Here is a 19871-nt window from a genome sequence, read left to right as displayed (position 1 = left end):
AATGACCGCACTTTCCTCGCTTATAGAACAAAAACTTACCGCACTTGGTTCGATTTTGTGCCAATCTTTTCCTGAAACGGATATCCATGTCATCACCCAACACATTCAGCAATATCAACAAGAAAAAAGCCACCCAATCGGGCGATTAGGCTATGCGGTGGCGATGTCGGAGTTTGTGGAAAAAGTCTTGCAAAAACAACCGCACTTATTGGCACAATGGTGGGAAAAAAGCCCAACTTTTGCAGCGTGCGAACAATATTCGGCACGTTTGAACAATCAACTGGCAAATATTTCCGATGAAGCGGCGTTTTATAAGACCTTACGCATTTTCCGCAATATAGAAATGGCAAAACTCAGTTTTTGCCAAAGCCTCAACCTTGCCACGGTTGAAGAGATTTTTATCCGTCTTTCACAGTTGGCTGAAAGCCTTATTATTGCTGCTCGGGATTGGCTTTATCGCCAAGCCTGTGAGGAAATGGGCACACCATTGGACGAACAAGGCAAAGCCCAACCACTTTATATTTTGGGCATGGGAAAACTCGGTGGATTTGAGCTTAATTTTTCTTCCGATATTGATTTGATCTTTACTTATCCCACTCAGGGAGAAACGAATATCGAAGGAAGCCGGGCAAGAAAACCGGTAGATGACGCCAAATTTTTCACACGCCTAGGGCAACGCTTAATCAGTGCCTTAGATGATTTCACCGTAGATGGGTTTGTTTATCGTGTGGATATGCGCCTACGCCCTTTTGGTGAAAACGGGGCGTTAGCCCTAAGTTTTGCCGCCATGGAGCAATATTATCAAGACCAAGGACGGGATTGGGAACGCTATGCCATGATTAAAGGGCGTATTTTGGGCGCACAAAGTGATGATCCGAATATCACCTATTTGGAAAAAATGCTCCGGCCTTTTGTTTACCGCCGCTACATTGATTTCAGCGTGATTCAATCATTGCGGGAGATGAAAGGAAAAATTGAACGAGAAGTTCGCCGCCGTGGGCTGAAAGAAAATATCAAACTGGGGGCAGGTGGGATCCGTGAAGTGGAATTTATCGCCCAAGTTTTTCAATTAATTCGTGGGGGACGGGAAATTGCCTTACAACAGCAGAGTTTGCTTCATATTCTGCCTAAAATAACCCAATTGGGGCTTATTACCCCAACGCAATATCAGCATTTGCGGGAAAGTTATCTTTTCTTACGCCGGGTCGAAAATATTCTACAAGCCATCAATGATCAACAAACCCAAACCTTGCCCACCCATGACATAGACCAATGGCGATTAATTGAGGCCTGTCGGCATTTCACTTGTTTAGATGAGCAAAATCAGCAGATTGAACGCCACTATATAATAGAAAACTGGCAAGATTTTCACCGCACTTTACAACAGATGCAGGAAAAAGTGCGCGCGGTGTTCAATCAACTTATTGGTGAAGAAACAGAGGAAAACAGGGAAAAAGAAAACCAATGGCTGGACTTTTTAGAGGCAGATTTTGATGACATAGCGCAAATGCTACAAGAAACCGACATCCTGCCTGAAGATATTGATGAGATATTAAACAAGCTTGGGCAATTTAAGGAAAATTTACATCGCCGAGTGATTGGAAGCCGTGGGCGGGAAGTGCTGGCACAATTAATGCCAACGGTGTTTTCACTGATTTTTAAACAAGAAAACTACCGCACTTTATTACCACGAATTTTGCATCTCATTGAGAAAATTTCCAGTCGTACCACCTATTTAGAGCTGTTACTTGAAAATCCTCAGGCCTTACGTCAAGTGATCAAACTGAGTGCCCAATCTCAGCTGATTGCTGATCAACTTGCCCAGCATCCGATTTTGCTTGATGAGCTTCTTAACACGGAAAGTTTGCGTCATCCTCTCCCCTTCACCCAATATGCTGATGAACTTCAACAATATTTATTGCGCTTACCCCAAGATGATGAAGAGCAATTTATCAATGCCTTACGCCAATTTAAACAAGCCACGTTGTTGAGGGTGGCTGCTGCGGATATTTTAGGCGCATTGCCGGTGATGAAAGTCAGCGATCATCTCACCTATTTGGCAGAAGCCATCATTCAATCCGTGGTGAATTTGGCATGGAAACAGGTTTCTGACCGCTTTGGTGTGCCTCAACATTTACAACATGGTGAAAAAAACTTCTTGGTGGTGGGCTATGGAAAGCTCGGGGGGATCGAATTGGGTTACAAATCCGATCTCGATTTGGTTTTTCTTTATGAAGCAGTGGAAGGTCAAACGGTAGGTGGGAAAAAAATCATCGATAACAATCAGTTTTACCTCAAACTTGCCCAAAAAATCGTGAGCATTTTTAGCTTAAATACCAGTGCGGGGGTACTTTATGACATTGATATGCGATTACGCCCCTCCGGTGAAGCCGGTTTACTGGGGTGTTCCCTCTCCGCCTTTGAAAATTATCAATTGAATGAAGCTTGGACTTGGGAAAAACAAGCCTTGGTACGGGCTCGCCCGGTTTTTGGTGAAGCCTCATTGCGGGAAAAATTTGAAGCCATTCGTCAGCGGGTTCTTTCCACCCCAAGGGACGGTGCAACGCTAAGACAAGAAGTGTCAGCCATGCGTGAGAAAATGTTTACCCATTTATCCCATTCTCAAGACAATGAATTTAACATTAAAACCGATCGTGGCGGCATTACGGATATTGAATTTATTGCCCAATATTTAATGTTGGCTTATGCCCCACAAAACCCCGCATTAACCAGATGGTCGGACAATGTGAGAATTTTTGAATCTATGGCGAAAGCGGGCATTATTCATCAATCGGATGCCACCCAACTCAAACAATGCTATGTGGATTTACGCAATAACATTCATCACCTCAATTTGCTCGGTAAAAATGCCGTCGTGTCCAATGATGAATTAATAACGGAAAGGACGTTTATCAAGCAATTTTGGGATAAACTGTTTCACTAACGCTTACTGTTATTTACCAATCCCATACTGCTTTAATTTATTGGCAATGGCGGTATGGGAAATGCCCAAACGTTGTGCCAGTTTTCTTGTGCTGGGGAACTCTTTATAAAAGGCACGCAGCACTTTTTCTTCGTATTGCCCGATAATCTCTTCGAGGGTTTGATGTTCAAATTCATTGATAGAAATGACCGCACTTTGTGGCATTGTCAAATCTAAACTGGCAATCGTTAAATAATTTTTTTCTGATAATGAACAGGCTCGATAGAGCGTATTATAAAGCTCTCGGACATTGCCCTGCCAATCATATTGGGCTAAATAAGTGAGAAAATCAGGCTCAAAGGTTGGCAGTGGAATATTGAGTTGATCGCTAATTTCTTGCAAAAAACCTTGTACAAGAGAAGGAATATCCTCAAGCCGTTCACGCAATGGCGGCACATTAATCGTCAATACATTGAGGCGATGAAATAAATCTGCTCTCACCTTGCCCTGCTCAACCAACCGATTAAGCGGCACTTGTGAGGTACAGATCACCCGTACATTGGCATAATGCTCTTTCTCTTCGCCCACTCGGCGGAATGAACCATCTGTCAGAAAACGCAGCAATTTTGCTTGAAGATTAAGTGATAATTCAGCGATACCATCCAACAATACTGTGCCTTCATTGGCATATTCAAAAAAACCGATGGTTTCACTTTCCCCCACTTTTCGCCCAAACATTTCACTTTCGGCATCTTCATCAGGCAAACCTGCACAGTTGACCGCAATAAATTTTTTATCTCGGCGTAAACTTTGAAAATGGCAGGCTTTTGCCAATAAATCTTTTCCCGTTCCTGTTTCACCTTGGATCAATAAAGGCACATCAAACATGGCAAAACGTTTGGCATTTTCTACCGCACTTTTCATGGTTTCACTGCGGGTAATAAAACAACAGAAGGGGTGTTGGGGATCAAATGTAAAAGTCATTTTGAAGATTCAAAGAGAATTGAAATGTTCCCTATCATAAAAGGTTTACAAAATGCTGTAAAGATTATTTTACAGGTGAATAAACGCCCCAAGAAAAGGGGCGAGAGGAAAGGGGCGTAGAAACAATTAGAGGAAAGGGGGAAAATTTATTTCCGCACGGCATTATTCAATTCTTGCGAAATGATTTCCATAGATTCTAAACCGCCAAAGGCAAGATACCAATTCGCTGCATCCAAATAGACAATATTCCCGTCTTTATAGGCTTTGGTTTGTTTGATGATGTCGTTATCCAACACCTTTTGTGCATTATTGGCTTTTTCTGTGATTGCTGCAGTGCGATCCACCACCAGTAAGAAATCCGGATTCTTCTCTAAAATATACTCAAATCCGACACTTTGACCATGAGTGGAAGATTTAATATTGGGATCAATCGGTTGAAACCCATATTTTTGATATACCATACCATAACGCGAACCGTCACCAAAGGCACTCATTTTACTTTCATTTACCAGCACCAATAACGCCGTTTTATGCTGAGCCTCTTTTGCCACTTGGCTCACCACATTGTCTAGGGCAGCGAGTTTTTCTTTCGCCAACTCTTCTTTATCAAAAATCTTGCCTAGTGCGGTTACATTTTGCTGAAAACTGCCATAGTAGTTTTTATAGTCATTATCAATGAAAAAAACCGGAGCGATTTCTTTGAATTTATCCAACATTTTTTCCTGACGTTTTGAGGCAATAATCAAATCCGGTGCAATCTCATTAATTTGCTCAAGGGATTGCTCTTTCAAATCCCCCACATTTCTAAATTTTTTATCGGCAAATTCGGAAAGATAGTGCGGAATTTTACCACTTTGTGGAAACCCTATAATTTTATCCGTTGCCCCTAAAGCACGAATGGTATCTGCCGCACCAAAATCAAGTACAACAACCTTTTGTGGATTTTGCGGCACTGTTTGCTTGCCGGCAAAATTTTCCACCTGAATATCGGCGGCCTTGGCTGCACCGCCCAGCAAGGTTAAAAAAGAGAAAGTTAAAGCAAAAAATGTTTTTTTCATAGAGAACTCCTAGTTATGTCTAAAATAAACGGCAATTTTACGTTGATTAATTTCTTGAATCGGAATCGTCATATTATAAATTTCCTGTAAAACGGAAGATTGCATAATATGGTTTACATCGCCTTGTTGAACCAAACGTCCGTTTTTCATCGCGATAATATAGTCCGAATAGCAGGAGGCAAAATTAATATCGTGAATCACGATCACGATAGTTTTATTCAATTCATCCGCTAATTTACGCAGCACCTGCATAATTTGCACGGAATGTTTCATATCCAGATTATTCAGCGGTTCATCAAGCAAAATACAATCCGTATCCTGTGCCAACACCATCGCGATATACGCACGCTGGCGTTGTCCACCGCTTAAGCTGTCGATATATTGGTGGCGAATCGCCTCTAAATCCATATAGGCAATGGCATTGTCAATAAAAGTGCGGTCATTTTCCGTTAAGTTTCCTTTGGAATAGGGAAAGCGCCCGAATGCCACCAATTCCTCAATGGTCAAACGCAAATTGATATTATTGGTTTGCTTTAAAATAGCGAGTTCTTTGGCGATATCGCTACTTTTTTTACCATTCAATAATTCATTGTTTAAATACACCTCGCCGCTATCGGCAGAAAGTAAACGGCTGATAATGGATAATACCGTGCTTTTCCCTGCACCATTTGGCCCGATAAAAGAGGTGATTTTGCCTTTCGGAATTCTGAGTGAAACATCATCCACCACTTTTTTACCATGGTAACTTTTACTGATATGTTTAATTTCGATTGCCATCTCGTGCTATGTCCTATTGACGATTCGTTTTTAATAAAAGGTAAATAAAATAGATCCCGCCCACAAAATTAATGATGATGCTCAATGTGGTACGGAAAGTGAAAATTTGCGTCACTAAAAATTGACCTAACACCAGCGTTATCACGGAAATTAACATTGCGGCAGGAATTAATATTTTATGGCGGTAGTCACGTATAAATTCAAAGGTCAAATTCATGACTAAAAGCCCGAGAAAAGTGAGCGGACCCACAAGTGCGGTGGAGACCGAAATTAAAACTGCTACGATAATCAACAATTTTTTTATCATCTTATGATGCTCGACACCGAGGTTAATGGCGTGTTCACGCCCCAATGCCAACACATCAAAATAACGCCAATAACGTAGGCTGAATAAAACCGTTCCGCTTAAAACAATCAGGGCAATCCACAAAATATGAGTATTAATTCGATTAAAACTGGCAAAACCGATATCCTGTGCAATTTGAAATTCATTAGGGTCAATAAGCACTTCCATAAAAGTAGTTAAACTGCTAAAAAACGTGCCGAATATAATCCCCACGAGAAGCAAAAAGAAAATACCCTGCGATTCTTTTTTAAATAAAAAATGATAAAGCAAAAGGGAAAATAACATCATTGCCACCGTACAGATTACAAATAAGGCGATGGAATCCATTGATAATAAGGTGCTTGAAGCAAACAGGAAAATAATGCCCGTTTGAATTAGCAAGTACAGCGAATCCAGTCCTAAAAGGCTCGGGGTAAGAATGCGATTATTTACAATAACTTGGAAAATCATTGTGGCAAGAGCAATCGCTACACCGGTTATCACCATCGCCAACAGCGATAAACTACGATGTTCCAGTGCATATTGCCAACGGCTTGGTAGGGCATATCCCAAATAAAGTGCGGTCGAAATAAAGACTAAAATCGTAAGTAAAAGAAATTGAGACAAAGATTTTTTAGCCATTGCGATACCGTTTCAATAATAAAAATAAGAAAATACCACTGCCAAACACACCGACAACCGCATTAATCGAAATTTCATAAGGGTAAATCACACTTCTCCCCAAAATATCACAGAACAAAACAAAAACCGCACCCAATAACGCCGTATGGGAAAGGGCTTTTTTGAGATTATCCCCCAAATAAAGCCGCACAATATTCGGAATTATCAGACCGAGAAAAGGAATGACACCCACAGAAACGATAACAACGGAAGATACCACCGCCACAAGCAATAAACCAAGGTATAAAACTTGATGGTAATTTAGGCCTAAATTGACCGAAAAATCCTTCCCCATCCCCACAATAGCAAAACGATTGGCAAACAGATAAATAATGGCGATCATCAGAATACTGAAATAAAGCAACTCATACCTTCCTGCCATCACCAATGAAAAATCCCCTTGTAACCATCCTGAGAGGTTTTGCAATAAATCCTGTTGATAGGCGATAAAAGCGGTGATGGCACTAATAATATTGCCAAACATAATCCCCACCAGAGGAACAAAAATCATATCTTTGAATTTTACATGGGCAAGAATCGTCATAAAAAGCAGCGTACCCAAAAAAGACACGACTACTGCAATACTAATTTTCAATAACATAGAGGCGGAGGGAAAAAACAGCATCGCGATTAAAATACCAAGGCGTGCACTATCCATCGTGCCGGCGGTGGTAGGTGAAACAAAGTGATTCCGACTTAATTGTTGCATCACCAGACCACAAACACTCAAAGAAGCCCCGGCAATCAAAACACTCACTAAACGCGGCAGGCGGCTTATCAAAAAAATTTGCCATTGATTTCCCTCAAAATTAAACAGCCCTTGCAAATTAACCGTGCTTACTCCAAGAAAAAGCGAAATACACGAAAATACGAAAATAAGAAAAATCAGATAACGTTGCTTAACCATAAATCAATGATAATAATTCTTAACTGCAAAAGGATACCATATCAAAAAGGCTGGATAAAGATGGGCTTTAAAACATAAAACTTTTCTGATTTGAAGATCGCCTAAACGAAGATTTTTGGGAAAGTAAAAACGCAAAAAGCGCGGTCAAAATCGCCGCACTTTTTGTGTATTACAGTTTTAACATCCGTATCGCTTCTTTTGCACGGACTAGGAATTGTTTACGCTCTGCTGTTGCCATACCGCTGCTACCTCCCGGCAGTTTTACGGTTAGCGGGTTGACCGGGCGGCCATTGATATGGAATTCATAATGCAAATGAGGGCCTGTTGAAATGCCGGTGTTGCCAGAAAGGGCGATACGCTCCCCTTTTTTCACCGTTTGCCCTGCCCGCACCAACGGACGGCTTAAATGCATATAAACCGTTTGATATTCACGACCATGGCGTAACACCACATAACGCCCTGCCCCCCCGGCTTGGTAGGCCACTTTTTCCACCAATCCATCTGCCGGTGCGATGACAGGTGTACCTGTTGGGACAGAGAAATCCACACCTTTATGGGGACGAACCCGACCTGTCACCGGGTGACGGCGGCTTGGATTAAATGGCGAAGAAATTCGAGCCTGACGCTGCAACGGATAACGTGCAAAACCTTTTCCTAGGGTTTCGCCTTGTTGGTTATAATAACGACCATTTGAGGCTTGAATGGCATAATAACTCTTGCCGTTAGCGATAATATGAATCCCCTCAACATTACCTTGACCGGTGAGTTTATCCCCTAAATATTCCCGTGAAACCAGCACCGCAAACTGCGTATCTTTTTTGAGTTTTTGTAAACTCACTTGCCATTGTAATGCGGAGCTTAATTGCGAGATCTGACGAGAATCTAGCCCCAATGCACGCAAACTTGCCGAAAATGAACCCTTTACTTGACCTTTCAAGACTTCTTTTTTCCAAACACTTTGTTTTTCGAGAATTTGACGTTTAAATTTGCCTTCTGCCACACGCTCATAAATGCGTTCTTCTTTTTCGGAAACCAGCCAATTTAAGTATTCCAGTTGGTCGTTTTTATCTAAAATCCAGTAGAATTGCTGCCCCGCACGCAGATTTTTTAACTCAGGATAAGCCGCAATAAGTGCGTTTGCCGTTTCATCATCCAACCCTGAAAGACCTAATACATCACTTAATTTGTCACCCCGTACTACAGTATGGCTAAATTGGTCGGTGATCCGCAATGCCTCATCGGCCGCATCAAGCAAACTGGTTAAGGCATCTTGCGCATCTTGAGGGAGCGCATCAATCTCATCAAACTCCGGTTTCACTTCTTCCACTTCATCATCTTGGGCTTGCAATTCGTCATCATAAGAGGTGGCGTCTTCCTCGGTGTGTTGAGGTGAAGTGGTGTGATTGACCGTTTCTTCCGGTATAAGGGATTGATATTGCACATCATCAACCATTTCAGGTTCCAGATCACTTTGGACTGAGGGAGCTAATTCCGCGTTATCTTTTAAGCCCAGCATAATGCCGCTAAAAATTAGCGCCAATGAAATAAAAAAAATCACCGCTTTGATACGGGATTTCTTTTTTCTTCTGTCTCTGGCTAATTTAACGTGTTGCAAAACAGGCTACCTAAATGAAAATAATGTCGCTTTTCAGACTACAAATTATAAAAGAGGTTCATTCTACCTTAAAAGCGATAAAAAGGATGTCTAAATATTCGTCATAAAACAGAATATCTTGAGAAATACCCTAAAATACGCTAAGGTTAGCCACCAAATTTGACACTGACGGCATTATGCAAATCCATTCCATTCAACGCGATCCAAACTCACCATTAATTGAACTTAAAAATATTAATGTGGTGTTTGAACAAAAAACCGCGTTAAACAATATCAATTTAACCCTTTACCCCAACTCGATTATCACCATTGTCGGGCCTAACGGTGGCGGAAAATCAACCCTGTTAAAAACCTTACTTAAATTACAAGCGCCCACTTCCGGTGAAGTGATTTACGGCAACGATGTACGCATTGGCTATGTGCCGCAAAAAATTCATTTAGATCACAGTTTACCGCTTACCGTAGCGCGTTTTCTCGCTTTAAAAAAAGGGGTAAAAAAACAAGAAATTTCAACCGCACTTGAGCAGCTGTCTATTACACATTTACGCCACAATACTATGCAAAAACTCTCCGGTGGTGAAATGCAACGGGTGCTCTTAGCCCGAGCGATTTTAAACCGACCTAATTTATTGGTGTTAGACGAGCCAACCCAAGGTGTGGATATTTCCGGGCAAGCGGAACTGTATCAGCTTATCCGCCAAACACAACAACAACTCAATTGTGCCGTGTTGATGGTTTCTCATGATTTGCATATTGTGATGGCAGACAGCCACGAAGTACTTTGCATTAACCAACACATTTGTTGTGCCGGCACACCGGAAACCCTCTCAAACGATCCCACTTTTATTCGTCTTTGGGGGAATCAGCTTTCTCAAAATGTGGGCTTTTACACCCATCATCACAATCATCACCATAACTTGCATGGCGATGTGTGCGACTGTAATGGTTCATCAACCCATTGCCAAAATTAAGGATAATGCATGTTTGAAATTCTTTTTCCCGCCTTGTTAAGCGGGATATTGTTATCGTTGATTACCGCCCCTCTTGGGGTTTTTGTGGTATGGCGTAAAATGGCCTATTTTGGCGATACCCTTTCCCACTCTGCCTTACTTGGTGTGGCGTTAGGTCTTTTTCTTCAAGTCAATCCTTACTTGGCCATTGTCGTGCTGACTTTAATTATTGCGCTTTTAATGGTTTGGTTAGAAAACAACACCTCTTTTTCCATTGATACGCTATTAGGTATTATCGCACACAGTTGTTTGTCTCTTGGCGTTGTAACCGTGGGCTTGCTCAAAAATGTGCGGGTGGATTTAATGAACTATCTCTTTGGCGATTTACTGGCCATCAATTACATGGATTTACTGTATATCGGCATTGGCGTTATCGTAGTTCTCTCAACCTTATTGTATTTTTGGCAAGATCTGCTTTCCACCACCGTCTCACCGGAACTTGCCCAAGTAGAGGGCATTAACATTAAAAAAATGCGCTTTATTGTGATGATTTTAACGGCCTTAACCATTGCATTGAGCATGAAATTTGTCGGGGCATTAATCATCACCTCTTTGCTTATTATTCCCGCAGCCGCTGCCCGTCGTTTTGCGAAAACACCGGAGGCAATGGTGGGCTTTGCCGTGGTTATCAGTATCCTCTCGGTGGTGGGAGGGCTTACGCTTTCTGCGTTTTATGATACAGCGGTAGGCCCTTCAGTCGTCATTTGCTCAGCATTTTTATTTATGTTGTCCCTATTAAAAAGAACGGCATTGTAAGCTCCCCCAACCAGTGAAAACTATTTGCGCCGCCTGTTAATTCTTGATAAAGTGCGGTGGATTTTTACGGTGTTTTTAGGATAAGAAAATGACCCAAGAATATTTAGATTTTGAATTACCGATTGCAGAGCTGGAAGCAAAAATCGAAGCATTACGCACCGCTTCTGACGATAAAGTGGATTTAACCGATGAAATTACCCGCTTACAAAAGAAAAGTGATGAATTAACCAAAAAAACCTTCGCCAATCTCGATGCCTGGCAAGTTTCACGAATGGCACGTCACCCAAATCGTCCCTATACCCTTGATTATATTGAACACATTTTTACCGAATTTGAAGAGCTTGCCGGCGATCGTGCCTTTGCCGATGACAAAGCTATTGTGGGCGGATTAGCCCGTTTGGATGGGCGCCCTGTCATGGTGATTGGTCACCAAAAAGGTCGCAGTGTGAAAGACAAAGTGAAACGTAACTTTGGTATGCCCGCACCGGAAGGCTATCGTAAAGCTTTACGTTTAATGGAAATGGCAGAGCGTTTTAAGCTGCCAATTATCACCTTTATCGATACCCCGGGTGCCTATCCGGGCATTGGTGCAGAAGAACGGGGACAAGCAGAAGCCATTGCCCGTAATTTGCGCGAAATGTCACAATTATCTGTTCCGGTTATTTGTACGGTTATCGGGGAAGGCGGCTCAGGCGGTGCATTAGCCATCGGGGTGGGCGATAAAGTGAATATGTTGCAATATTCCACCTATTCTGTGATTTCCCCTGAAGGTTGTGCTTCTATCTTGTGGAAAAGTGCAGACAAAGCCTCCACGGCTGCTGAAGTGATGGGGTTAACCGCAGCACGTTTAAAAGAGCTCAATTTAATTGATAATATCGTGCCGGAGCCACTCGGTGGCGCACACCGTGATTATGCACTAATGGCAGAGAATTTGAAAAAACGCCTCACTGAAGATTTAGCCGAACTTGACGAATTAAACCAAGAAGCATTATTAAACCGCCGCTATGAACGTTTAATGTCTTATGGTTATTGTTGAGCGGTCATTTTTACCGCTCTTTTTCAGTGGAATATACACAACGGACACTTCAACGATACATAGGGACACATTGCCCGTGCCCGTCATAAAAAACAAATAATTTCAATATATTAAAAAGGAGACAAAAATGAAAAACGTACTTTCCATCCAATCCCACGTTGTCTATGGCTTTGCCGGAAATAAATCCGCCACCTTTCCAATGCAATTATTAGGAGTGGATGTATGGGCGCTCAATACCGTGCAATTTTCCAACCACACACAATACGGCAAATGGACGGGTATGGTGATTCCGCAAGAGCAAATCCGAGAAATCGTTACCGGATTAGAAAACATTGAAAAATTACAAGAATGTGATGCCTTGCTTTCCGGTTATTTAGGCTCGGCAGAACAAGTGGATCAAATCCTTTACGCCCTAGAACAAATCAAAAAGCATAATCCAAATGCCCTTTATTTATGCGACCCCGTGATGCCAAATCCGGAAAAAATTTGTGTGGTGGCAAATGGCGTTCGCGAAGCCCTGATTGAGAAAGCTATTCCTGTAGCGGATATTATGACGCCAAATATGAACGAACTGCGTCAACTCAGCGAGTTCCATATCAATTCTTTTGAGGATGTATTAAAAGCCGCGCGTGCTTTGCTGGACAAAGGGGTAAAAAAAGTCCTCGTGAAACATTTAGGTAAGGTAGGGAAAATCAATGATCCGGACACCTTTGAAATCATTATGGCAACACCGGAAGGCATTTGGCATTTAAGCCGTCCGCTTTATCAATTCAACTTTGAACCGGTAGGCGTGGGTGATTTAATTGCCGGTACATTCTTAGCGAATTTACTCAATGGAAAATCCGATGTGGAAGCCTTTGAAGCAATGAATAATGAAGTGGCGGGCGTAATGAAAACCACCTTTGAACTCAATTCTTACGAGTTACAAACCATTGCGGCACGCTTTGAAATTCTCAATCCGACCGCTCAATACAAAGCAGAAAAAATTGCCTAATGGATTTATTTTCGGCTTTTGAACAACAACTTAAACAAACCACCGCTCAACACTATCTGATCGCCTTGAGCGGCGGTTTGGATTCCACAGTCCTTCTCACTTTATTTGCAAAACACCGTCAAAATCAACCGCACTTTCATCTTCGCGCCATTCATATTCACCATGGCTTAAGTCCCAATGCCGATAGTTGGGGCGAACATTGCCAATCTTTATGCGCTCAATTTAATATTCCGTTCATCATTGAAAAGGTAAAAGTTGAAATCGGCAACGGTGTTGAAGCAGGAGCACGTGAGGCACGTTATCACGCTATTCAACGACATATTCAAGCTAATGAAATCCTCGCCACCGCGCATCATTTAAACGATCAAACGGAAACCTTTTTTCTCACACTAAAACGGGGTAGCGGTCTACAAGGACTGGGGGCAATGCAAACCCAAAGTGAATTATTCGGTATGAAAGTTTTTCGTCCATTGCTTTCTTTTACACGAGAACAGCTGGAAAGCTACGCCCGCACTGAGAATTTAACTTGGATTTATGATGAAAGTAACGATGATAACCGTTATGAACGCAATTTTTTACGCAATGAAGTTCTGCCAAAACTCCGTGAGCGTTGGGCACATTTTGATCGCGCCGTTCAACGTTCTGCGCAACATTGTTTTGAACAGCAACAGCTGATTGACGAACTTTTGCAAGACACTTTCCTTGAACATTGCCAAACGCCAACGGAATTTCAGTTGCATCATTTCAGGCAATATTCTCCGGCAAAACAGACCGCACTTTTGCGAATGTGGCTCTCTCAACATCAATGGGAAATGCCAACTAAACGCCGGCTCGAACAATTGATAAATGATGTCATTTTGGCAAAAAAAGAGGCAAAGGCTCAGTTTCATTTAGGAGAACAGATCGTCCGTCGCTATCAATCAACGTTGTATCTCACGCCTGATTTTGCAGACTTGACCAATGTTTGTCTTGAAATGCGGGATAACCATATTCTTCTTCCCGACAATCTGGGCGAACTTTATTTAAAACGAACCCCACAGTGCTTTGTTTTTTCTTGGCAATCATATTCTGTTGAATTACCGCCCACCAATTTACCGATTCAAATCCGCTTCGGCTATTCGGGCAAAATTAAACACCACCCCAAACGCCCAAGAGAGGAAATCAAAAAAATTTGGCAAGTATTGGGCGTTCCCCCTTGGCAGCGGAACCGAATTCCGCTTATTTTTTACGGTAAAGAATTACAAAGTGCGGTCGGTTTTTTCAAGGTTTGGGAACATTCTGAAAAATAGCCAAAACTTACCGCACTTTATGATTTTTATCTGATAGAATAGCTCGGGCTTATATTTTTATGACATAAAGGAAAATAAATGTTTGATTCTTTGATTGTTCAGTTTGTTGTACTTTGGGCTGTCATTGACCCCATTGGCTCGATTCCCGTTTATCTTTCTAAAACCATCGGTTTTTCCCTTGAAGAACGCCGAAAAATTGCACGCAATGCCGTCATTATTTCTGCCGGTATTCTCCTTTTCTTTTTGGTGGGCGGACAAATTCTTTTTGAAGCCATGCAAGTTCCCCTCCCTGCTTTCCAAATCGCAGGAGGGTTGGTGCTTTTCCTCTTTGCATTAACCATGATTTTTGGTGAAAGTAAACCGGAACAAGAAATTAAAATGAGAGCCAATATGACGGAAATTGCCGTTTACCCTCTTGCAGTTCCATCCATTGCTTCACCGGGTGCGATGATGGCAATTGTGCTTTTAACAGACAATCACCGTTTTAATTTTACCGAGCAATTTATCACCGCAGGAATTATGTTCGCAGTATTATTCATTACTTACATTTTATTGCTTGCGGCTAACCGAATTCAGCATTTTATCGGAAACTCCGGTGCCGCAATTATCAGCCGTGTGATGGGATTAATTTTGGCAACGGTGGCGGTGAATAACGTGTTAATCGGGCTGAAAGACTTTTTTACTCAGGTGGCATAAGAAACTGAAATAAAATTGATATTGAAAAAAAGGTTTCTGTGGTGGAAACCTTTTTCTTTTTGGAATATTCATATCGGGTTTCACCGATGGGTGCCAACTTTTTTTGCTCATGCAAAGAGAAAGGAACCTATTTTTTCTACGAATGAAGTGCGGTTAAAAATTTAATATTTTTAAAACTTTTCTAAAACCAACCGCATTTTAAATAATGCGACAATAAATTCGGGACCCCATATAAATCGCCTTTGCGACTTGGCATTTTTAGCTAAATTTGTACTGTTTGAGCGTAGCGAGTTTACAAATTTAGCATTAAAAAAATAAGACAAAATCCAACGGATTTTGAATGTAGGCTTTGTCGACAGCCCCGAAGGGGTGAGCAAGTCAGCTATGCTGAATTGCGAATAACAGCGATTTAACTGGGGTGTGTTTTCTTTACCGACTTTCTTTTACACGAGTAAAAGAAAGCCGGTCGCTAGGTCAACCCTAATAACCTAAAAAATCCCTTAAAATCCCTGCTGTAAACTCCTTCCTCAAATAAAACCCTAACGGTAAGGTATCCACCACTTCGCCATTTTTTCCGATACCTTTTGTGACGGCTTGACTATTTGCACCTTTAGGCCGTAACTGCATCACTTCACCGATTCTGGCGGTGATTTCATTCAATTTGCCAAGGGTGATATATTCCATCAACTCTTCCCAATCTTGTTTTAATTGGCGTTCTTGTTCCGGACTTGGTTGCCATAAAATCGGCGCACCAATATGGCGTTCACGCAATGCAATATGTCGGCTACCTTCAACGGGGATCCAAAGCACACAAGATAATTTATGACGAACGTGAGAATTCTCCCATTGCACACCGGAATTTTGTATCAAGGGCGCAAGGCTGACAAAAGTGGTTTCCAAGGGCAAGCCTTGTTCATTGATGGGCAAGGTTTTCAGCTCCACGCCAAGATGGGCAAAATCCTGTTCGGCCTTGCTGCCTGCCGTTGCACCAAGTGCAGTTTCTAAAAGCATCCCTACCCAGCCTTTATCCCGTTTTAAATTAGGGGGAACGGGAATGCCAATCTCATCGGCAAGCTCATCAAAGGTTAAACCGGCGATGGATTGCGCACGCTCAAGAAGTTGCGTTAATGTTTGTGGGATCATTGGTGATATTTCTTAAAAAAACGGGGTTTTGTGTCTTCGGTTCCTTTATCAATATAAGAAATGTTTTCTAATTGGAGTAAAAAACGTTTTGCCGCCAAGCCGCCACCAAAACCGGTGAGGGTGTTATCTTTGCCTAAAATACGGTGGCATGGAATGATAATACTAATCGGATTGCTTCCCACCGCACCGCCCACGGCGCGCACCGCTTTCGGATTGTTAATCATTTTCGCCAATTCGCCATAGCTTGAGGTTTCGCCATAACCGATTTGTTGCAAAGCTTGCCAAATGGCTTGCTGGAACGCCGTCCCTTCCGTTTTCAAGGGAATAGCCGAAAAGTTCTCCTTCTCACCGTTAAAATAACGATCAAAAGCCGACCGCACTTTTTGAAAAACGGGCAAATTATTGTCGGCAATCCATTTAGAATTCGGCGCAAATTGTTCCTTTTCAAAATCAATGTGTGTGATGTGTTCGCCATCGGAGAGAATCAATAATTTTCCCACCGGAGAGGGATAATAGGTGTAGTAAAGTGCGGTCATTTTTTGCCTCGTTTTAATATAAAAAAAGCGTACCGAAGTACGCTTTATTATGCGGAATTTTTCACTGATTAGAAACGATAATTTACATTTAAACCGTAAAGGTTAGCTGTTGCTTTAGTGTTAAATGTTACACCGCTTTCTGTGAAGGTCTTTTTAGAACCTTTCAAATAGGAATAACCTGCATCAATAGACCAATTTTCAGATGGGCGATAAGTCGCACCAACGCTGTACCAAGTACGATCCGTATCTGGAATCGAAATAGAATGGACACTATCTGCGGCACTTTCATCGTAAGCAATACCGGTACGAACCGTCCATTGATCATTAATGTCATAAGTCGCACCTAAAGCAATACGGCTCGAATCACGAAAGTTTTCATCTTTTTGGAATAGTGTTCTTCCTTCCCCAATCGCACGTAATTCTTTTACTTTGCTCCACTGAGTGTATTTATAGCTATAGTGCATAGCAAACTTATCCGTCATTTTGTGATAACCGGAAACTTCTAAAAAACCCGGTAAGGTTAATTCAACAGTACCGTCAATAGAGCGACCGCCGGTAGGAACAATATTCGCTTGTCCTAATGCCATTGCAATCGTTTGGTTTGCCAATAGTGTGGTTGGTAAATCATTACTAAAATCGCCTTTAAATTTAATTTTAACTTGAGAACGATAAGCTACGCCCAATCGATTATTTTCATTGATATTAAAGGCTAAACCGGCATTCCAACCATATCCCCAGTCATCACCTTTTAAATAGGTTAAACGATCTGTTGCTTTTAGATTCGGTGCGGCTGTATTTAATCCTTGTCTAATTCGCTGATTTACCGCATCAATCATTGCCTGTGTTGGTTCTGATAAACCTGCTAACTTAGCAAGTCGTTGCGCTTCTCTAGTTGCAATTCTAGATACTAACAAATCGGGAAGAACACCTACATGGCGTTCAATTTTTGCTTTAGCATATACCGCATTTAACCCCAATCCAAAGCTAATATAATCATTAATTTTATAGGCACCGCTTGCATTAAAGTTAATTGCCGATAACTCAGTTTTCCCTCCAACAAATCCAAATGCATATTGTTCATTGTAACCTGTTGATAAGCCATAGTTTACGTTAACACCACCACCAACGCTAAAGCGATCATTAATTGGGTACACTGCATAAACACTTGGAATATTTTCGTTCGGTGCAATATTTTTTTGATAGCTTGAAACAGCCCCAATTTCGCCATTGACATCAATTTTAGGATCAATATGAATTGCACCGATAGAAATTTCAGGGCGTTTAAATAAAGTCATCAACGCCGGGTTCGTTGCGACCACAGAGGCATTATCCGCTATTGCGGCTTCACCGGCATAAGCACGACCTAAACCGGATGTTGAAACTTCCGCTAACTGGAATGCGGCGGCGTTTGCACCACCGGCTGTGAGTAAAACAATACCTGCAAGTAAGGAATGGTTAAATTTTTTCATTAGGAACCTTTTGTTATTTATATAAAAATATCCGCAAGATTCTAAAACGCCATTTACCACCGTGCAAATGTATTTTGTTGATTTTCCTAGAGTTCCGACCAGTGAGGGGTTTCTCTTTTTCCCCTTTAAAGTGCGGTGAGTTTTCATCTGATTTTTAAAAGTGCTAAAATAACGCCAATTTCATTTCAAAATAAGGACAAAATATGACCGTAAAATGCAAAGCAGAAGAATCATTGACTTGTAGCTGTGTGGATGTGGGCGCTATTATTGACGGTTCTGACCGTACTGTTAATATTGAGCAAATTTATACCAGCCAAGCAGAGGCGGAACAAGCCCTCGACCGTCTCACTGAAAAAGCACGTAAGACAGAAAGTGATCCTTGTGAAATTGTGAGTGAAATATCGCCGGTTGAAGATGGCGTGCAATTAAAGGCAAGTTTTACGTTCAGCTGCCAAGCCGAAGCGATGATTTTTGAATTAGCAAACCGATAAAACGCCCTTCATTACAACCGCACTTTTTTAAAAGTGCGGTCTTTTTTGTCTTAAAATTTTGTCGCAAACGTTTGCCTAAGCTGATACAATCCGCGCTGATTTTTTCATTTAATCAATACGGGAAAAACATTGTGAGCAAAGCATCATTAAGTTACAAAGATGCCGGCGTTGATATTAATGCCGGTAACGAACTTGTCGAACAAATCAAACCACACGTTAAACGCACTACACGCCCTGAAGTGATTGGGGGCTTGGGCGGCTTTGGTGCATTATGTGCCATTCCAAGCAAATATAAAGAGCCTATTTTGGTTTCGGGTACTGACGGTGTCGGAACAAAATTACGCTTAGCCATTGATTTGAAAAAACACGACACCATTGGCATCGATTTAGTGGCAATGTGCGTCAATGACTTAGTCGTACAAGGTGCCGAACCCTTGTTTTTCTTAGATTATTATGCCACCGGAAAATTAGAGGTCGATGTAGCAGCCGGTGTGGTGAAAGGCATTGCAGAGGGTTGTGTGCAATCAGGCTGTGCCTTAGTTGGCGGTGAAACAGCTGAAATGCCGGGAATGTATCACGAAGGCGATTATGATTTAGCCGGTTTTTGTGTCGGCGTAGTCGAGAAAGCCGACATCATTGACGGCAGTCAGGTTCGTAGCGGCGATGCCTTAATTGCGCTAGGCTCAAGTGGCCCTCATTCAAACGGTTACTCTTTAATCCGTAAAGTGATTGAGGTTTCCGGTGTTAATCCGGCAACAGAGCAATTAGCCGGCAAACCACTAAGCGAACAAGTGCTTGCACCAACTAAAATTTATGTGAAATCTGTTTTATCTTTGATTAAACAAACGGATGTTCACGCCATCGCACACCTGACCGGTGGCGGCTTTTGGGAGAATATTCCACGAGTATTGCCGAAAAATACTAAAGCGGTGATTGATGAAAAAAGTTGGCAGTGGCAGCCTATTTTCAAATGGTTACAGGAACAAGGTAATATTTCCACTTACGAAATGTACCGCACTTTCAACTGCGGCGTGGGGATGGTGATTGCCCTTCCGCAAAATCAAGTGGAAACCGCTTTGGCATTGTTAAAACAGGCGGGCGAAAACGCTTGGCTTATCGGGCATATTGAACAAGCGGCAGAGGGCGAAGCACAAGTCGTCATTCAATAGCCCCACCCTTTT

18 protein-coding genes are annotated in these 19871 nt (G+C 41.9%); 9 read left to right on the top strand and 9 right to left on the bottom strand.

Annotated elements, in window-relative coordinates; translation table 11 throughout:
• Position 1 precedes the first annotated feature (1 nt).
• Positions 2-2944 carry a bifunctional [glutamate--ammonia ligase]-adenylyl-L-tyrosine phosphorylase/[glutamate--ammonia-ligase] adenylyltransferase gene (glnE, locus tag BKK52_RS03485; RefSeq protein WP_077477910.1) on the top strand — a complete coding sequence of 981 codons (2943 nt, stop codon included), beginning with the start codon at positions 2-4 and terminating at the stop codon, positions 2942-2944.
• A 9-nt stretch (positions 2945-2953) separates the two neighbouring features.
• Here the strand turns inward: glnE and BKK52_RS03480 are convergent, their stop codons facing one another.
• The 6 genes from BKK52_RS03480 to mepM all read right to left on the bottom strand — a co-directional run bounded on the left by BKK52_RS03480 (position 2954) and on the right by mepM (position 9270).
• Entirely contained in the window at positions 2954-3907 is a 954-nt protein-coding gene (locus tag BKK52_RS03480) for a sigma 54-interacting transcriptional regulator (RefSeq protein ID WP_077477908.1), read from the bottom strand.
• A 146-nt stretch (positions 3908-4053) separates the two neighbouring features.
• Positions 4054-4965 (bottom strand): siderophore ABC transporter substrate-binding protein, encoded by a 912-nt coding sequence (locus tag BKK52_RS03475; RefSeq protein ID WP_077477906.1) that lies wholly within the window; start codon positions 4963-4965, stop codon positions 4054-4056.
• 9 nt (positions 4966-4974) lie between these two features.
• Positions 4975-5742, bottom strand: coding sequence for an iron ABC transporter ATP-binding protein (locus BKK52_RS03470; protein WP_077419790.1), 768 nt, complete (start codon positions 5740-5742; stop codon positions 4975-4977).
• Positions 5743-5755: 13 nt separating this feature from the next.
• Positions 5756-6709 carry an iron chelate uptake ABC transporter family permease subunit gene (locus BKK52_RS03465; RefSeq protein WP_077477904.1) on the bottom strand — a complete coding sequence of 318 codons (954 nt, stop codon included), beginning with the start codon at positions 6707-6709 and terminating at the stop codon, positions 5756-5758.
• The gene (locus BKK52_RS03460; protein ID WP_077477902.1) at positions 6702-7655 is read right to left on the bottom strand and encodes an ABC transporter permease; all 954 of its coding nucleotides are present in this window, start codon (positions 7653-7655) and stop codon (positions 6702-6704) included. The genes BKK52_RS03465 and BKK52_RS03460 overlap by 8 nt, the downstream gene beginning before the upstream one ends.
• A gap of 169 nt (positions 7656-7824) precedes the next feature.
• Positions 7825-9270 (bottom strand): murein DD-endopeptidase MepM, encoded by a 1446-nt coding sequence (gene mepM / locus BKK52_RS03455; RefSeq protein WP_077477901.1) that lies wholly within the window; start codon positions 9268-9270, stop codon positions 7825-7827.
• A gap of 176 nt (positions 9271-9446) precedes the next feature.
• Between mepM and znuC the strand changes: the two genes are divergently transcribed.
• From znuC to BKK52_RS03425, 6 genes are all read left to right on the top strand, one after another.
• Entirely contained in the window at positions 9447-10241 is a 795-nt protein-coding gene (gene znuC, locus BKK52_RS03450) for a zinc ABC transporter ATP-binding protein ZnuC (RefSeq protein WP_077419794.1), read from the top strand.
• Between the two features lie 9 nt (positions 10242-10250).
• Positions 10251-11036 carry a zinc ABC transporter permease subunit ZnuB gene (gene znuB / locus BKK52_RS03445; protein ID WP_077419795.1) on the top strand — a complete coding sequence of 262 codons (786 nt, stop codon included), beginning with the start codon at positions 10251-10253 and terminating at the stop codon, positions 11034-11036.
• Positions 11037-11124: 88 nt separating this feature from the next.
• Positions 11125-12072, top strand: coding sequence for an acetyl-CoA carboxylase carboxyl transferase subunit alpha (accA, locus tag BKK52_RS03440; protein ID WP_077419796.1), 948 nt, complete (start codon positions 11125-11127; stop codon positions 12070-12072).
• 127 nt (positions 12073-12199) lie between these two features.
• Positions 12200-13066: a pyridoxal kinase gene (pdxY, locus tag BKK52_RS03435; RefSeq protein WP_077419797.1), complete on the top strand. Its 867-nt coding sequence runs from the start codon at positions 12200-12202 to the stop codon at positions 13064-13066.
• Entirely contained in the window at positions 13066-14355 is a 1290-nt protein-coding gene (tilS, locus tag BKK52_RS03430) for a tRNA lysidine(34) synthetase TilS (RefSeq protein ID WP_077477899.1), read from the top strand. The genes pdxY and tilS overlap by 1 nt, the downstream gene beginning before the upstream one ends.
• Positions 14356-14433: 78 nt before the next feature.
• Complete coding sequence (locus tag BKK52_RS03425; RefSeq protein WP_077419799.1) at positions 14434-15051, top strand: MarC family protein; 618 nt, start codon at positions 14434-14436, stop codon at positions 15049-15051.
• A gap of 480 nt (positions 15052-15531) precedes the next feature.
• On the opposite strand, the gene mutH is transcribed toward BKK52_RS03425, so the two are convergent.
• From mutH to BKK52_RS03410, 3 genes are all read right to left on the bottom strand, one after another.
• Positions 15532-16194: a DNA mismatch repair endonuclease MutH gene (mutH, locus tag BKK52_RS03420; RefSeq protein WP_077477897.1), complete on the bottom strand. Its 663-nt coding sequence runs from the start codon at positions 16192-16194 to the stop codon at positions 15532-15534.
• Positions 16191-16730, bottom strand: coding sequence for a methylated-DNA--[protein]-cysteine S-methyltransferase (locus BKK52_RS03415; RefSeq protein ID WP_077477895.1), 540 nt, complete (start codon positions 16728-16730; stop codon positions 16191-16193). The genes mutH and BKK52_RS03415 overlap by 4 nt, the downstream gene beginning before the upstream one ends.
• 68 nt (positions 16731-16798) lie before the next feature.
• A complete protein-coding gene (locus BKK52_RS03410) occupies positions 16799-18199 on the bottom strand; it encodes an outer membrane protein transport protein (protein ID WP_077419802.1) in 1401 nt (466 codons plus the stop codon).
• Between the two features lie 203 nt (positions 18200-18402).
• On the opposite strand from BKK52_RS03410, the gene BKK52_RS03405 reads away from it, so the two are divergent.
• Positions 18403-18690, top strand: coding sequence for a YfcZ/YiiS family protein (locus BKK52_RS03405; protein WP_077419803.1), 288 nt, complete (start codon positions 18403-18405; stop codon positions 18688-18690).
• 131 nt (positions 18691-18821) lie between these two features.
• The gene (gene purM / locus BKK52_RS03400) at positions 18822-19859 is read left to right on the top strand and encodes a phosphoribosylformylglycinamidine cyclo-ligase (protein WP_077419804.1); all 1038 of its coding nucleotides are present in this window, start codon (positions 18822-18824) and stop codon (positions 19857-19859) included.
• Positions 19860-19871: the final 12 nt, after the last annotated feature.

It is taken from the genome of Rodentibacter trehalosifermentans (assembly GCF_002000545.1).
Lineage (GTDB): Bacteria > Pseudomonadota > Gammaproteobacteria > Enterobacterales > Pasteurellaceae > Rodentibacter > Rodentibacter trehalosifermentans.
Note: the sequence above shows the minus strand (reverse complement) of the source record. Positions and strands in the feature narration are given on the sequence as shown.

Bases quoted from the DNA above. Each gene is read 5' to 3' on its own strand.
- pdxY (WP_077419797.1), top strand. From the start codon at position 12,200: ATGAAAAACGTACTTTCCATCCAATCCCACGTTGTCTATGGCTTTGCC.
- BKK52_RS03410 (WP_077419802.1), bottom strand. From the start codon at position 18,199: ATGAAAAAATTTAACCATTCCTTACTTGCAGGTATTGTTTTACTCACA.
- BKK52_RS03460 (WP_077477902.1), bottom strand. From the start codon at position 7,655: ATGGTTAAGCAACGTTATCTGATTTTTCTTATTTTCGTATTTTCGTGT.
- accA (WP_077419796.1), top strand. From the start codon at position 11,125: ATGACCCAAGAATATTTAGATTTTGAATTACCGATTGCAGAGCTGGAA.
- tilS (WP_077477899.1), top strand. From the start codon at position 13,066: ATGGATTTATTTTCGGCTTTTGAACAACAACTTAAACAAACCACCGCT.
- mutH (WP_077477897.1), bottom strand. From the start codon at position 16,194: ATGATCCCACAAACATTAACGCAACTTCTTGAGCGTGCGCAATCCATC.
- BKK52_RS03480 (WP_077477908.1), bottom strand. From the start codon at position 3,907: ATGACTTTTACATTTGATCCCCAACACCCCTTCTGTTGTTTTATTACC.
- BKK52_RS03465 (WP_077477904.1), bottom strand. From the start codon at position 6,709: ATGGCTAAAAAATCTTTGTCTCAATTTCTTTTACTTACGATTTTAGTC.
- glnE (WP_077477910.1), top strand. From the start codon at position 2: ATGACCGCACTTTCCTCGCTTATAGAACAAAAACTTACCGCACTTGGT.
- BKK52_RS03475 (WP_077477906.1), bottom strand. From the start codon at position 4,965: ATGAAAAAAACATTTTTTGCTTTAACTTTCTCTTTTTTAACCTTGCTG.
- znuC (WP_077419794.1), top strand. From the start codon at position 9,447: ATGCAAATCCATTCCATTCAACGCGATCCAAACTCACCATTAATTGAA.
- BKK52_RS03425 (WP_077419799.1), top strand. From the start codon at position 14,434: ATGTTTGATTCTTTGATTGTTCAGTTTGTTGTACTTTGGGCTGTCATT.
- BKK52_RS03470 (WP_077419790.1), bottom strand. From the start codon at position 5,742: ATGGCAATCGAAATTAAACATATCAGTAAAAGTTACCATGGTAAAAAA.
- BKK52_RS03415 (WP_077477895.1), bottom strand. From the start codon at position 16,730: ATGACCGCACTTTACTACACCTATTATCCCTCTCCGGTGGGAAAATTA.
- znuB (WP_077419795.1), top strand. From the start codon at position 10,251: ATGTTTGAAATTCTTTTTCCCGCCTTGTTAAGCGGGATATTGTTATCG.
- BKK52_RS03405 (WP_077419803.1), top strand. From the start codon at position 18,403: ATGACCGTAAAATGCAAAGCAGAAGAATCATTGACTTGTAGCTGTGTG.